The 14984-nt window shown below is 40.4% G+C and carries 14 protein-coding genes; 5 read left to right on the plus strand and 9 right to left on the minus strand.

Features of this window, described 5'->3' with window-relative positions; translation table 11 throughout:
- Nucleotides 1-324: 324 nt before the first annotated feature.
- From ACI6MV_RS19695 to ACI6MV_RS19715, 5 genes are all read right to left on the minus strand, one after another.
- Nucleotides 325-519, minus strand: coding sequence for a hypothetical protein (locus ACI6MV_RS19695; RefSeq protein ID WP_407272031.1), 195 nt, complete (start codon nucleotides 517-519; stop codon nucleotides 325-327).
- A gap of 22 nt (nucleotides 520-541) precedes the next feature.
- Nucleotides 542-667, minus strand: a complete 126-nt coding sequence (locus tag ACI6MV_RS19700) for a hypothetical protein (protein WP_407272032.1) — start codon at nucleotides 665-667, stop codon at nucleotides 542-544.
- Between the two features lie 636 nt (nucleotides 668-1303).
- Nucleotides 1304-2590, minus strand: coding sequence for a cellulase-like family protein (locus ACI6MV_RS19705; protein WP_407272033.1), 1287 nt, complete (start codon nucleotides 2588-2590; stop codon nucleotides 1304-1306).
- 4 nt (nucleotides 2591-2594) lie between these two features.
- Nucleotides 2595-4889 carry a beta-galactosidase gene (locus tag ACI6MV_RS19710; RefSeq protein WP_407272034.1) on the minus strand — a complete coding sequence of 765 codons (2295 nt, stop codon included), beginning with the start codon at nucleotides 4887-4889 and terminating at the stop codon, nucleotides 2595-2597.
- Nucleotides 4890-4918: 29 nt separating this feature from the next.
- A complete protein-coding gene (locus ACI6MV_RS19715) occupies nucleotides 4919-8248 on the minus strand; it encodes a DUF5107 domain-containing protein (RefSeq protein WP_407272035.1) in 3330 nt (1109 codons plus the stop codon).
- Between the two features lie 125 nt (nucleotides 8249-8373).
- On the opposite strand from ACI6MV_RS19715, the gene ACI6MV_RS19720 reads away from it, so the two are divergent.
- On the plus strand, nucleotides 8374-9258 hold the full coding sequence (locus tag ACI6MV_RS19720; protein WP_407272036.1) for an AraC family transcriptional regulator: 885 nt from the start codon (nucleotides 8374-8376) through the stop codon (nucleotides 9256-9258).
- Between the two features lie 485 nt (nucleotides 9259-9743).
- On the opposite strand, the gene ACI6MV_RS19725 is transcribed toward ACI6MV_RS19720, so the two are convergent.
- From ACI6MV_RS19725 to ACI6MV_RS19740, 4 genes are all read right to left on the minus strand, one after another.
- Nucleotides 9744-9893, minus strand: a complete 150-nt coding sequence (locus ACI6MV_RS19725; RefSeq protein ID WP_407272037.1) for a hypothetical protein — start codon at nucleotides 9891-9893, stop codon at nucleotides 9744-9746.
- Nucleotides 9894-9963: 70 nt separating this feature from the next.
- Complete coding sequence (locus ACI6MV_RS19730; RefSeq protein ID WP_407272038.1) at nucleotides 9964-10131, minus strand: hypothetical protein; 168 nt, start codon at nucleotides 10129-10131, stop codon at nucleotides 9964-9966.
- A gap of 64 nt (nucleotides 10132-10195) precedes the next feature.
- Nucleotides 10196-11047: a type II toxin-antitoxin system SpoIISA family toxin gene (locus ACI6MV_RS19735; protein WP_407272039.1), complete on the minus strand. Its 852-nt coding sequence runs from the start codon at nucleotides 11045-11047 to the stop codon at nucleotides 10196-10198.
- Between the two features lie 614 nt (nucleotides 11048-11661).
- Entirely contained in the window at nucleotides 11662-11922 is a 261-nt protein-coding gene (locus tag ACI6MV_RS19740) for a hypothetical protein (RefSeq protein WP_407272040.1), read from the minus strand.
- A 567-nt stretch (nucleotides 11923-12489) separates the two neighbouring features.
- On the opposite strand from ACI6MV_RS19740, the gene ACI6MV_RS19745 reads away from it, so the two are divergent.
- The 4 genes from ACI6MV_RS19745 (at nucleotide 12490) to ACI6MV_RS19760 (ending at nucleotide 14842) form a co-directional block, all read left to right on the plus strand.
- Nucleotides 12490-12819, plus strand: a complete 330-nt coding sequence (locus ACI6MV_RS19745) for a hypothetical protein (protein ID WP_407272041.1) — start codon at nucleotides 12490-12492, stop codon at nucleotides 12817-12819.
- A gap of 355 nt (nucleotides 12820-13174) precedes the next feature.
- Nucleotides 13175-13417, plus strand: coding sequence for a helix-turn-helix domain-containing protein (locus tag ACI6MV_RS19750; protein WP_407272042.1), 243 nt, complete (start codon nucleotides 13175-13177; stop codon nucleotides 13415-13417).
- A gap of 88 nt (nucleotides 13418-13505) precedes the next feature.
- The gene (locus tag ACI6MV_RS19755; protein ID WP_407272043.1) at nucleotides 13506-14000 is read left to right on the plus strand and encodes a competence protein ComK; all 495 of its coding nucleotides are present in this window, start codon (nucleotides 13506-13508) and stop codon (nucleotides 13998-14000) included.
- A 32-nt stretch (nucleotides 14001-14032) separates the two neighbouring features.
- Nucleotides 14033-14842 (plus strand): DnaD domain-containing protein, encoded by an 810-nt coding sequence (locus ACI6MV_RS19760; protein WP_407272044.1) that lies wholly within the window; start codon nucleotides 14033-14035, stop codon nucleotides 14840-14842.
- The last annotated feature ends 142 nt before the right edge of the window (nucleotides 14843-14984 follow it).

Here is a 14984-nt window from a genome sequence, read left to right on the forward strand (position 1 = left end):
TTTTTCGTAATTCCTCATAGCGATTCATTGCTTCTAAAGAATTTCTGAATCTGTCTATAATTACTACGTCGTCAATATATCTATATCCATTGTCTGAGTGTGCTTTTATTACTTCTAAAACAACCCATTCATTTGAAAATCGTTCTTGTATTTCTTGCCAACGCATATTACCCCTCCGTTCAGATATTTGTATCTATTATATCACACAGATAATGGAATTCTTCGAACGGGAAGTCTTGATTATTTTTATAGAATGAGCCAGTTAATGGAACAAGAGGTGTATTTACTTCTTGAAGTAGCGCATCCCATTAGTAACATATAACATTATTTATTATAATTGCGAAATACGTCAATAATCAAAGGGATTCCACAAATCACCAAAATAATAAATCCAATATTTCGAAATAAGGCTTCTACCTGTTCCATAACATCATCCCAGAAGAAATATCTAGGTATCGGTACAACCATTAAAATAAAACCAAAGATAAATCCATGAAAAAAGTTTCTTTGTTTATCCATAAATAATTAATCCCTTCATCATTTAACGAACAGTGCCAGGCACTGTTCGTGTTGAGAAGATCAGTTCATATAATTGTGTATAGTAATTATCTAAATAGGAAACCACTTCATTTTCAGAAGATGGATTTTCTCTTAAGTACTCTGCCAACCCACCTAACACCTCCTAATAACAGTTTTAATTATAAACATAAGGCGGATAACAATCCTTTGTTCAGCTAATGCTCTACGTTAGCTTAAGATTTCTTTTTATCTAACATTATGCCAACTATTAACCCTAATAAAATATTGGTTATAAGTAGAGGGTTAATAGGACTATGTGCATTCATAAGAATAAATGTCAAAACTCCTGCAACCGTTGCGAACAATAACGCATTATATGACATACTTCAAATCTCTCCTTAATCCTAAATATTCTATGATAGCAAATAACATTTACGTGCAGTCTCTTACACTAAACTGCTCGTTAGTTTAAGATCACCATTTCACAAACTCACTAATCTTCATAATATAATAATATCAGAAAATAACGAATTACCGATCTTGTTTTCATAAAAATGGAAATTTTTTTTAAAATTAGAAGATTAAATACAACGATTATACCGAATTATCGGAGGTTACCCTTCAGAAAAAAACTGAAGACTTTCCACCACATACTCTAAACGCCGCAATCAACGCCAGCTAACTAGGGCATCAACATTGCTAAATAAAAAATAAGCAGTCCAACATGTAAAGTGGACTGCTTATTTTTTATATTTAATATCCATAAACCAATGCAGTAAGCTTCCTACTCTGACCTCAATATAAAAGCATTCCACTTCTTCTGCCACTCCACGTCAGACCAGAATGGGTGGTGTGGTGCGCAGTTGGAGCAAAGTACCATGCCCCAGAAGCCGAGTTCCATTCCTTTTTTCACGCAATATTCGGCGATGTCTTTTCCGACAGGGCCTTCCTCGAACTGTGCAAGCAGTGGTGTGTAGCCTACGTATCCTTCGCCAATGGCGATTGGTAGATTATGATCATCTGCCCAGTCGGCTGCTTCCATGAATCGTTCGTTCACTTTCTGTAGCATCGCTTGTTTATACAATCCGTAATGGTCATAAAGATACAAATCCCACTTGACCGGGTCGCACCAATCATGGATATAAAGCAGTTTTAACCCGACAGGATTTTCATAAAGGCGCCATTCTTCCCCAGCAGGTAGCTGGTATGTACTAAAATCCGGGGCATCGTCGCGAAGCATCGATTGCACTAAAGCATTCGGAAAATCTGCCTCAGGAATCATAATACCCGTTTCGTCCAGCAGCTTATGAAGCATACCATTGATATACATATGAAAATGTGCCACTTGCTCATTTTCCGGCAGATAATCTTTTGAATATGGGCGATTTAACGTATAGCAACCTGTGATTAAAAGCTCGGCATGCTGCTTTTGTAAAAACGCCAGCGCTTTCTCTACATACGGCTTTGTATATTGAATCAATTTCCCTGCATTGCCACCATCAATTCCCGCTTCGATTGCTACCTGGGTTAATCGTCCAAATTCTATCTCATTATGAAGCTCTACATAAGCAATCCGATCGTCTAGTCCTTCACTTTTCACATAGTCGATCAATTGATCCATTGATTTGGCCAAGGTCATAAACCGGTCCTGTGGTGGAATCGCCAATAGCTCGTTAAATAGCTCTGGCGTTTTTAAGAAACTAGGACTTTGCTGATATTCCCATGATGATAGAATAATATAACAGTCATATTTCTTAGCATAAGCAAATAAGTTGAGCAGGTGCTGATGCCCATCCAACACAGCACCACCTTTACAGTTATACCAACGCGTTCTCACGCCCACTTGACCAAGATTCGCGAAGGCCAATGGCCCTGTGCGCGGACCTTCTTCTGTAAATAATAGAAAAGGCATTGCACAAATTCGAATCGTGTTATAGCCTCGTTTTACCGCTTCCTTAAAGCATTGCTCCAAATCATGATACGGCTCCCCTGGCATCGTCATCGTGTACCATGAAAAATCCCACATCGTAATCGTTAGTTTACGAGGGAGGTGTGGTTTTATTTTTTCCATTTTATCACTCCTTCGGTAGTTTTGTTATCGCAACTCGATAATGAGGAATTGCATCAATCTGGTTAAATTGAGCAATTTCTACTCCTTCAAATCGTTCCACATACGCTTGGTTAACATAGCTATGAATCTCCCCTTTGCGCAACGGGGTAATTGCTAGACTTAGCTTGTTCTGATTGAGCTTGTGTTTATTTTCCTTTAATCCGATATACCATGGTGCGCCGTAGTGGATATGGTCGGTCATCATGTGCGCACCGATATGCGCAGTAGCAACATCACCATCATAATCTACTTTTAGAAACACATCCTCGATATAAGAGGGCCAGTTCGGATCGATATCGATTTGAGCAAATCTAGCTTTCGGATGAGCGATTTCGATCGTAGGTTGATATGCTGGGCATTCGATCACCCACGCTGTAAATGGTCCTGTTTGCTGTTCTGTCAGGGCTCCTGCGTTTGTTTTCACATTCGCTCCATCAGACCATATCGAAACTGTACATTGCGAACGACCGACGCTCGTACAAATTAGCTGTTCATTTTTAACATACAAGTGCGCATCACTAAGGATGAGCTGCTCTTCTCCCCACAGGTGAAAACGATACGTCTGCAACGCTTGTTCTCGACTAAGGATCAGCACTTGGACGCTTTCGCCATTAGTTAATTGCAAAGAAATCGCATTTGCCATGCCTACAGCAGGATGTACCACCCATACATCTTCTTGTTCTTCTACTTTATGCGCTCCAGAAATAGCTGCAACAGACTGCTTATCAAGCACCAATTCTGGTAAAATACCTTCGTGCGCATAAAAAACATGTACACATTGCTGTCGCTTTTGTAACCTCGTTAATGGCTGCACCGTACCGCTCGTATAGTGCACTTTATCAATCTCTAGATGAAAAGGAAAAATCACACTCGCATCCTTTTTCAAAGTGAAGCTTCCATTTTGCGGAAAGCTGACAGCTCCCTGATCTGTTTCCAACTCCACTCTAACCGCTTCTCGATCTGGCATCTCAACATGATCCTGAAAATTATTGATAAACAGAAATCCTGATCCGTCCTGTTGTCGCACACACCAGCGCAGCTGTTCGGTATCTTTCGGATCGAGACTATCCTGCCCGTCTGGAAGGTACGTGCCCATCGGAGCGAGCACCGAGCCAAACGATTCCAAGAACAACGCCATCGTCCGAATCCGGTCATATGCAGGACTCACTCTGCCAAACTCACCGAGTGGCGATTGATAATCGTAGGTAAGCTTCGGAAGACCAGATTCATTAAGAAAACCATTCTTACCAATCGGATTCGTTCCGCCGTGGTACATATAATAACCAAGCAGATTACTACCGCTCGCCAGTTTGACGATTGTCATCGCTTCGATGCTCGCGGGCGCTACAAATGGTCGAGCATTGTAGCTCACCTGCATGCCACCCGCCATTTCACAATAAGCAACAGGATATGCCAACGGTTCATAGTTAACATCTTCCGCAGGGGTTGTGTGCAAGTCTCGAAAAATGTATTCCCCGCTCGGTGGCTGATTCGGAATCCATGGCGTGTACGCATATCCTGCTAGCATTGGCAACGTATCTGTCTCCAACACCGCGGCCCCACCCCAAGCCGTAGCAGTAAAAAATAGTGGACGCATACCCGCAGCTTCTGCAAGCTTGCGAAGCTCTAGCAAATGCTCCTGCCCACCAACACCAGAAGACACGTAAACACCCGGCTTATAGCCCCATGCATCCAACGGCGCCCCGGCATGCATGAATTCATTTTCAAGCTGTATCCCAATAACCGGCCCACCCTCTTGATAAAACGATCCTGTTATTTGCCTAGCAATCTCCCTATATAGTTTGTTCGCATAGTCCAAATACAACGGATCATTAGAGCGAACCTCCAACGGTTTGTTAAAAATCCAGTCGGGTATCCCGCCATTTCGCACTTCTCCATGGCAAAACGGACCAATTCGTAAAATCAGCGGCATCTTATGCTTGGAACAAAGGTCAATAAAATGCCGCAGATTTCTGTTCTCCCCCCACTGAAACTCCCCTTCTTCCTCTTCGTGATGATTCCAGAACACATACGTGGCGACAATATTGACCCCGCCTGCCTTCATTTTCAACAGCTCTTCTTCCCAGTACAGATAAGAGAATCTTGAAAAATGAATTTCACCAACGACTGGAATCACCGGCTGATTATTTTTCGTCATATAAAAATTCGTAAACCCAATACGTTCACCTGTAGGATTTACCCCGTGACACGCCGATAACACGCCAGGCTTTATCACCTTGTTTGCACTCTCTAGTTTCATGGATCTGTGCATAACATCCTTCCTTCCATTTATATCTTGTGTAAGCGTGCCCCTTGGTGATTTGTCTCTAATTTTAACACCGATTGAAAGAAAAACTCCGCTTGCGCATTGTCCTTTAATCCAAGATATCCAAGCGCCATCATATAGTTGCAGTGAACCTTATTTCGTAATGTTAGGTCGTCATCGAAAACTAGAAAATCTGGCAAGGACACAGCAAAATAATCAATGTTCACTTGATCAAACAAATGCCGTTCCCCATAATCTATCAGTTTATTAAACCGGCGTTTTGCTTGTTTTTCGTTTCCGAGCTTTAACCAAGCTAAGCCTTGATAGAAAATCATATCCGGCGGTTGGTCGTTGTAAAACATCGCAGAGGCCGGCTCCTCCAACCCTTGACACGCTGTTTCAAATGCAACTTTCGCTTGTTCATAATCCAATAATCCTTCATACGCACAACCTAAGTAATAGTAAATATTATTCTCCTGCGCACCTGCTAGCTTCCCTTCCCCTAGGTTAACAGGATAAACAAGTGCTCGCTGTAAAACTCCAATCGCTTCCTTATAACTTTTTGCTTGCAGCTGTTGTTTTCCGATTTCTACTAAAGCCGTTACATATTGACCGGTTACTTTCCCTTCTCCACCTTCCCACGGGTGAAAGCTGCGCTTATTAAGCAGTTCTAGCGCTGTATCATGCTGTCTTAACGTATTGTGAAGCGTCACATATTCGAGATATAAATCGTCTCGCGATTGTACCAATTTAAGATGCTTATCAAGCTTCGCTAATCTGTCTTGCGGTGCTACTTTGTTTTTCTTATAAAGCTGATCCAATTCGTATAATACACGGGCATCGTCTGGATTCAGTGTAAAAGCAGTTTCCAAACTCGCTGTTGCAAGCGCCGGATTATCCAACTTATTAAAATACGCTAATGCCAAATTCCGATGTACCGTTGCAAACATAGCATCCGCCTTTCGTGAAGCTTCCCAATGCATCACCGCATCACTGGCTCTTTTCTTATCGTACAACAAATTTCCCAGGTAATAATGCGCCTTTGCATCGGTTGGATTTTGCTCAATTGCGTACGTTAATACGTCTAATTCAAATAACGTATTCGGAAAGCAATAGTCTGGCGTTGCTTGTGCTGCCATCTGCAAGTAATACGTTGAAGCTTCCGGCTGTCCTGCGCGACCTAAAACATAGCCTAATGCATACAACACAGTCGGATACGTTCGCTCCGCTTCCGTATCGTTGACAACTAGCTTCAGCACCTCGGCTGCTTCTTGATAAAGACCACTTTCTGTATAGTCTGCGGCGATCGCCAAATGATTGTGAGCGTTTTTACGTGTTATCTGCAAAAGCTCTTGTTGGATAGCGGCTGCCTGCTCCCTCGCGCCATCGTTGGTATGTGCGAAAACTAGTTCAAATCTAGCACCAAAATCGGCGATGTCCAGTTCTAGTGTATCCTGCGCATAAGCAATCGCTTCCTCACATTTGCCCTGCTTACGAAGCAACACCGCTTTCAGATGTCTTGCTTTATAGTTATGTGCATTTCGAACTAGCGATCGCTCTACCAACTCCAGCGCTTCCTGATACGATTGTTTCTCACAAGCAATTTGTGCTAACGAAAAGTAGCCACTATCTTGCCATGCTGCCGACCATACGGCTTTATAAAAAGCGGCGAATGCTTCATCTAACCGTCCTTGATGCTTTAAAGTTAGTCCAAGCTGGTAATACGCATCACTGTCGTATGGATTTGGATTACGCGATGTTAACGCCCTTACTGCCGATCGGAAATGCTGTTCACTCTTTGTATATAATCCACGCCGAAACAATAAGCTTCCATAAGCAACATTGATCCGAATATCGCTAGAATCACGCTTCAAGCCTTCCAGGTAATAAGCTTCCGGTTCAAATGTCGCGTGCCGATATTGCTCTAAGTGCAGCCCCGCTAAATACAACTGTTCATTCGTGTTGATCTCTTCAGGTGGTGCTATTGGCTTTGCCGCTTCTGGCATCTGTTCAATTTCCGGCTGTTTTGACTGATAGCTGACCACGATTCTGCCACCAGAATCAGCAACAGAAACATGAAGATCGTGCGCTTGCTCGTCTTCGTCCAGCGCTACAATCGCTTTGAATGTATCGGTAGGAGAAAGCAATACATTATCGTTTATGTACGTACGTTTCTTGCCTGTTAAAACAACTGTCGCATCCTTCATTTCCGAGGTAGCATATGCTTGAACAACAGCTTTACGATTCGTTTCATCTACCTCGAGATTCACAGCCGCTTCAATCGTGGCATTTTTGACCACGCCAATATCTTTATACGGCATAAAATATTGCTTAAACGCTTTTTCTTCATACGGCTGCAGCCATGTGAAATCGGGTTGATTGTCCGTGTACACACCTGTCATTAATTCAATATAAGGTCCATCTTCATCGGTTAAATGACGATCCCACGCCTGCCCGAATTCCCCATTTCCCCATGTCCACTGCTTCTTCCCAGGAGAGATATGATGATTGGCTACATGTAACAGCCCCGCCTGCACACCGTGGTCATAGCCACCGACAAAATTATAATCAGATTTATACGCCATATAAGACGTTGGTACAGGTATGTTTTTATAGCGGGAAATGTCGACCCCTTCCGCATAATCCATTTTATAATACGTTCCCGTCGCAATCGGAAAGCGCGATACATCACGTTTACCATGGTCAAACACGGCATGCACATCAGGTGGAAACACTGACTGTGTGTGATCATTAACAGCTACCGCCGGGTTCGCCCACCATAAAAATGTTTGTGGCTGCGACGTGCGATTGTACAATTGAGCAGCAACCTCCAAATACGCTTTTCCCGGATGTAAAATAAAACCAGTCGTCACCTTCGTCCCGTACATGCGGTCAATCTCACTCACCCACACCGCAGCACTTCCATCCTCATTTTCAGTTAGCTTATATTCCACCGCCCCAAACGTGTTCGGACGATGATGCTGCGGCCAGTTGAACTCGATCCCACCAGATATCCACGGACCTGTTAGTCCAACAAGCGCAGGCTTGATCACTTGATTATAATAAACAAAATCGTAATTATTCGTCTTATCTAGCGCCCGATATACTCTACCACCAAGCTCAGGCATCACTTCAATCCGCACATATTCATTTTCTATAATTGCTAGTTTATAAGCTTTAAGTGCCTTACTATCGTTAATTTTATCAATGACCGGATACGGATATACCTTGCCCGTGCTCCCTTGGTAGACGCGCTTATCCAAAAACATCGGATTTTTATCCGGCTCCCCGACACCGTAAGTTGGAATCTCAACAGTTTCTTCCCATACACGCGCCTTCTCCATGTTACTCATCGCTCTCCCTCCTAACATGCAACTCTCTACATCTAGCATAAGCCTGAAACCGCTTTATTCCAATTGACAATATCCTGTATTTGATGGATTATATTCGTATCATCACTTTCGTTAGGAGGCTCAAAATGCAACCTATGTTAAAACCAGATGGATTTGAATCGGAAAAGCTGTTTGTGCTCCCAGCATACATGCGCAACGAACTGACCAATCATCCGCTTACCAACTCTTTATTCATTACAGATATCGGTTACTTCCCAAAAGCCCAATACCATTATCGCGAGCGGTCAGAGGGGTGCGATACAGCTATTTTTATCTACTGTACAGAAGGCAGTGGCTGGGTGGAAATGAATCAAGGCGAAAAGATCACGATTGAAAGACAAACCTTGACTATCATCCCCACCGGGACCCCGCATCGCTATGGCTCTGATCACACCAACCCATGGAGTATTTACTGGTTCCACCTAAAAGGAAACGACGTGAATGAACTGCTCCACGCCTTTCAGTTAACAAAACCGACCGTAATCATCCCAGTCTCCGGCTTTGTGAAGTTCGTTGAATGGTTTGATTCATGCTATAACATCATGACGTTTAAACCCTTCTCTATCCCAGATCACATCCATGCAGCACAAACGATACGCCACCTGATAAGCTCGATCGGCATGGTCGCCAGTCGTTCCAACCATAAAAGCGAGGCTTACTTGGAAGATGCGGTAAACTTCATGGCAGCGCATATCGGAAAACCGCTCAAACTAGAAGCAGTTGCTACACACATCGGACTATCCAAGCAGCATGTGATCCATGTTTTCAACCAGTTCACCGGCATGCCGCCAATTGATTTTTTCTTACGAATGAAAATGCAGCGAGCTAGTCAAATGCTCGATCTAAGCACATTAAGTGTGAAAGAAGTTGGTGCAGCAGTTGGATATGATGATCCTTACTATTTTTCTCGGGTGTTTAAGAAGGTGATGGGGAGTTCGCCTTCGCATTATCGGAGGGTGGCGAAGGGGTGATGTGGTGGTTTGTTAGGATGGAATATTTTTGAGCGGTTGAAGATTTTTTAGAATTAATATTGAGGGGCGAAACACGGGGTCAGTTCTCTCGTCTCATTTGAGTATTGCGGAAGGGAGATCCATTGGCAATGTTTAGCCATAATTAGCGCAGATACTATAGTCCGCCACCATTGACTTAACTTTTGTCCGTGTTGAGGAACAATCGCAGGTCTGCAATAAATAATGCCAATAGGCACACCTGCTCAAGTATGATAACACGGACAATCCGATTCTAAGCATCCGCTGGCGGGGCCCCGTCCCCTTCCAGCAAATGCTAAGAATCGGGCGTTACAGTCAATGGCAAGCAGCTACGCTGTAGCTCTAGCTCTCTTGTTTAAAATCACTGTACCATTAGTGGCTCACAGCTCCGCAAATGGTGGCTCTATTTTCCGCAATCGGTGGCTCAAAACTACGCATAAGCGGCTCAACTCACAGCAATAATCAACTTACCTTAAACTCTCAATTATTTTTATCATTCTTTCATGCTTTTCATTATCAAACGATTTTACTAGACCTTTAGTTTTCTTAACTGGCCTTGGATAGGTATTAGAAGCCTTTTTCACTTTTGAGGAATTCTTATCTTCGTTTTCATACATAAAAAAACCTCCTTTTGCTTTTATATTATGCAAAAGAAGGTTTTTTATGTGAATGGCTTATCCAATTAAATTAATATACATTTTCCAGAATTCTATCTTCAAATTCTCGTCTTTTTCGAGTAGAACTTGTTAGAGACTCTCTACGAATCTTAGTTTTTGGCTTTTTGTTAGAATTCGCTTGGCTTTGCTTTTTCAGTTGCTCTCTCAATCGATTACGAGCCTCATCAGTTAATGGCATGAAAGCCACCTCCTTCAAGTACATTTCTTCATTACTTTTCTTAATTGTATCACATTAAGTAATGCTAATCCACTTTTTCAAAGGCCTCAAACACATAAGTTAAGTTAGCTACATGAGATCCATCTGCTTCATGTAAATAACCATCAGGTCCTCTTAAAACAATAAACAAATTTTTTTCATTTGTGTAAATAGGTACAATATATACTTGTTGAAAATTCTTTCTTTCAAGTTCAATCGGTACTCCATCTAATAACCTTAATAAAATAACTTCTTGAATGTCTTGCTTTTTCTCTTCATCATTCAATGTATCAAAAAGATTTTTTGCCATGTGTTCATAATGGAAACTATGAACTTTTGAAATATGAGTTAGGCATTGATAACCTTCATCAAGTATTTCATCTATATTTGAGAACGATGATTTAATTACATAAATATTAACTTCAAACTCAAATTCAGAAGTGTAATCTGACAAAAACATACGTAGTCTCTCTTTGAAAGGAATATGAGAAGGAATTTTGTCGTATATGTTTGCAGCGTCTTGTATTTTATCAGAGCATGCAATAACTCGGTCTAAAAATGCTTGTGCTTGTTGCTTGTTGCTTTCAAGATAATCCACTAACTCTTCTTGATGTTGAAGTTCTGCCTTTCCAATTTTAAGAACAATTGGAGTGTTAAATATCGCAATATCAACAAAGATTATAATCGTTGCTGTCATAATAATGACTTGCCAATCATCAACTGTGAATGGCTCTACGAAGAATCTTACTGCCATTACGATAAAGTAGATTGCGTAGAGCGATCTTCTGAACTTTTGTTTATTATACTTATACCATTCACTAGATTTACGCTTCCAGGACAATATAAATTCTTTTTTTTCTTTGTTTATCTTTTCTGCAGGCTTGTGTTCTTTTTCCACAGACCTTTGCATACTGGATACTTTTTCTCTCCGACATTTCTTCCACCAGATTATTCTCCAATAAAAGAACACATTCCCGGTGCTTACAATCCAAATGAAGATAATATAAGCAAGCAAAGTCGAAACTCCAACGTATAGTGAAATATCATTTATATTCATGTTTTTTGTTAAGTCACCTCTTTTAATAAGGCCCTTTTCCATGATTCTCAATTGTTATAGGCCTTTCTCCTTGGCAAATGTCCCTCTTGTCCTATTCTTCAAGCTGATCACTGTTTTTAAAAAATTCCTACTAGTACCAATAATGGACTGCATACCTAAATAAATTATTGCACCTTTAGCAGTTGTATGCATATATTTTCATGATAAATCATAAGGTCATTTTCTTAATGAAAATTTGGTTCCTCATAAATTCTCTGATAATAAATATTTAGCTTTAGCTCCAAATAATTAATTAAAGATTTATTTATTAAAATCTACTATTATTTTATCTATATTTCTATACCTTCTAAGAGTTCAGTTGACTTTAAAAGATTCGATTGTCAAATTGATTTGGATAAGAAATTCTTGGGGCTAACCATTTCAATAAGAGACAACCTTTATCATATGGTGTGGTGTCAGGAACTACCTGCATCTATAGAGTTAACCATATAAGAATTTAGATAGTACCAATCATACTTTGAAACATTCTCTTTTGTTGCATCCATATCAACTCTGTAGTTTAGATTAAATCGGTAAAATATATCATCTAGTAATGATTTAATTGGTGTAAATGCTTGTTTACTATCGTTCCACTTATATTCCCTTTGATAAAAATCTACTTCATATTTCTTTGAAAATACATTTCCTAATGTGACTGGTGAAGGATTTAATCCCATATTCCCACTCCTAATAATTATGTTATTACCACTTTTGCGATTTATAAGGTAATAAAGTTAATCTGACCTGTCACTGTAAGGTTAAAAGAGGAAATAAAATTTAGATGGTTATTCAAAAACAATAACTAGATTTATAACTCTTTATTTATAAACATTACTATATTGATCAAAACAACACCTGGATCATCCATAATCGTCTTTATCTAAAAATCCAATATTTTCATCATGTACATGTCTTACTACTTCGGTTATTGATCTTTTTTCCTTAATCATCATTTCACCCTAGGTTAATTCTTAGTTCTCCTATTCGACAAAACCACGGGAATTCCTGCAAACAATACACCTATTCCAATTTATTACAAATTACTATCTGCAGCTTGAGCAACTCCTTCCGCCTATCTATCTAAAACAATCATCGATCAACCAATAATTCTTCTTTTTTACTATTTTTTGTAAAAAGTGATATGTATACTGTGGTGCTTTATTTACGGCTTCATAAATGGTTTTAAAAAAGAGTAAACCGTTGTTTAATCAGGGAAACAAACGTATTACCCTCCACGTTCACAAGTGTCCATAACATTGGTCTGCCCATTGCTACTTGCTTCTGCTTTTACGTTGGATTTGTTCGACAATGTCGTTAATTTTCTTCCATTTAAATCGATCGCAATTAAGAAAATTGTAAATCGATCGCCCGCAACAAATCACAAAAAATTTCAATCCATTTCCCTGTCAAAATTAAAATATGACTTACAGGTCATGGTATTAACAATTGATCTCTTTCATAATAACTACGTGCACTATGTTAATGTCACAATCATGTCATGTATTTATCATCGTCCAATCAATACGAACGATGATTTTTATTTCGTATTTCGCCAATTCTCTCACTCGGTTTAAGCCCAACTTCTCATATTTAAAATAAAAAACAATAACCATTTCCATTTTATTACATAATACCACCTATAGCGTGTGTTCTTCCCTTGTCTCTAATTAGATAATAGTAAGAAAGCAATCTTCTCTTCAGCTTGAAGATTAGAGTGGCAAGTATGTAGCTGATAATCAGTGAGATTACATGACAAAAGCTGGCTCATATCAGCGAATATAGCTATCTATTAACCCAAGAACCAACTAAATAAAAATTTTTCCATCATATTTACCACTTAATGTAAAAACTAGCCTTACGCGACGTGGTGTATTCCAATGATCGCTTCCATAATAGTTTGCATAATAGTTTTTAAAAGGAAGTTTAACGGTGAATAGTGACGAAGCAAAAAGAGAGTTAGGTAGATATATTCGCGCACAAAGAAAATATACTGGTTTAACTCTTGAAGAAGCTGCTCATAGAGCTGGACTAGATTTTAATAATCTAAGCAGAGTTGAACGAGGGGAACAATTGCCAAAGTCTACTACTTTGTTTAAGTTAGCAATGGTGATTCCTTTAAATCTCAACTATCTGGCTAAAAATTACATACACTACATTGATATGAATGAATAGTGCCTCGGTCTCTATGAATCTAGCATCTGTTAATCCCACTACAAGCGTTTCCTCGAAAAAAAATCCCCAATCAAAAGGAGTGTCTCCATTGTCCGAAATCCTCTCCACCTATGACATTAATCCATCCACATTAAGTTTATTACCTGCTCCAAATATAGAATATGACACCGTTGTTTACGAACCCGATCGAATATTTCATGTCAAACAAACACCGCTGCAAATCATTAAGAAAGCTTGCTTGGAAAATGGTGCCTCGTATGAAGGCAGACGGGCATCGGTTATTCACCTTACCGCCAGCAAGCAAAAAGTTCCGATTCCGGTAAGTATATGTAAGCACATCTACGTCTTCCCTAATGCGTCTCCTAGTCAATTCCTCTGTCGTTGGATCTTCTATCACCATGTTTCATCCATCAAGTCGAAATCCCAAAATGGAAATGACCAGTCGATCATCACCTTTAAAAATGGACAGCAGCTGCCAATGCAAGAATCCCTTAACTTGTTAGAAAAGCAAATGTACCGCACCGCCATGTGTATCGCTCACTTTTCTTCGCAGCCTAATCAACGCATAACCCGGTTTATTTAAACCAATCCCCCATAATGAAAGGAAGTTTACCCATGAACTATATTAAAGAAATCAATGCCTTTTATAACATCATTGAGACAAATCCACTCTCGGCCTCTGCTTGCACCTTGTGGCACACCCTGATGCATATTAGCAACAGAACCGGCTGGAAACCAACATTTACTGTGGCAGCAGCCGTACTTAAACTAAAATCAGGATTAAAAGACAGCTCTTTCAAACGAGCAAGAGAAGAATTGCAGCACAAAGGATTTATTAGCTTCCAATCCCAAGGTGGAAATCAAGCAGCTGTCTATCAAATAATCAGCCTGTCGTCCAATATGGACCACAGTACGGACTACTGTTCGGACCAGACTATGGACCAGAGCACGGACCACAGTGTGGACCGCAGTGCGGACCCATTATATAAACAAAACAATACAAAACAAAAAGAAAAAAATAATACAACAGACGCACATGATTTCTACGCTGACAATTTCGGTGACATCTGCCCATTCATTGTCAATGAGATCGCAACTTGGACTAATGATGTTGGTGATGCATTAGTTGTGGAAGCAATAAAGCGTGCCGTGAGTCGTAACATCTTATCCTGGAGTTATGTTGAGAAGATTCTACTGTCGTGGAAGGACAAAGGAATTCGCAGTGTGGAAGCTGCTCGTGCTGAAGGAATTGCGTTTATTACCCAGCGGAAGAAGAAACTGCCTCGAAGTAGTCGAGGTGGGAGACGGGAAGTTGTGCCTGAGTGGTTTGAGGATAGGGATCTGAAGAATGACGTGCGTAGAAATCCGGTAAGTGATGAAGTGAATGCTGAAGTTATGGAAATTGCAAGAAGGTATCAGAAGTGATGTGAGGGGGAGGCAATAAGTAAGCCAATACTCTGGGTATGTTCAGGGTATTGACTGGTTATTTCGTTTGATACTGGTGGTTGGGATTAAAATTGGGGGCGAAGCGTTGGTATATAAGGGGTTAGATATGTGATGTGTAAAA

Origin of the sequence: Radiobacillus sp. PE A8.2, from assembly GCF_045635475.1 — a bacterium.
In the GTDB taxonomy this organism is placed as follows: domain Bacteria; phylum Bacillota; class Bacilli; order Bacillales; family Amphibacillaceae; genus JBJGXI01.

Coding starts and splice junctions, on each gene's coding strand:
- ACI6MV_RS19695 (WP_407272031.1), bottom strand. CDS start 519: ATGGATAAACAAAGAAACTTTTTTCATGGATTTATCTTTGGTTTTATT.
- ACI6MV_RS19705 (WP_407272033.1), bottom strand. CDS start 2,590: ATGGAAAAAATAAAACCACACCTCCCTCGTAAACTAACGATTACGATG.
- ACI6MV_RS19710 (WP_407272034.1), bottom strand. CDS start 4,889: ATGAAACTAGAGAGTGCAAACAAGGTGATAAAGCCTGGCGTGTTATCG.
- ACI6MV_RS19715 (WP_407272035.1), bottom strand. CDS start 8,248: ATGAGTAACATGGAGAAGGCGCGTGTATGGGAAGAAACTGTTGAGATT.
- ACI6MV_RS19720 (WP_407272036.1), top strand. CDS start 8,374: ATGCAACCTATGTTAAAACCAGATGGATTTGAATCGGAAAAGCTGTTT.
- ACI6MV_RS19725 (WP_407272037.1), bottom strand. CDS start 9,893: ATGTATGAAAACGAAGATAAGAATTCCTCAAAAGTGAAAAAGGCTTCT.
- ACI6MV_RS19730 (WP_407272038.1), bottom strand. CDS start 10,131: ATGCCATTAACTGATGAGGCTCGTAATCGATTGAGAGAGCAACTGAAA.
- ACI6MV_RS19740 (WP_407272040.1), bottom strand. CDS start 11,922: ATGGGATTAAATCCTTCACCAGTCACATTAGGAAATGTATTTTCAAAG.
- ACI6MV_RS19760 (WP_407272044.1), top strand. CDS start 14,033: ATGAACTATATTAAAGAAATCAATGCCTTTTATAACATCATTGAGACA.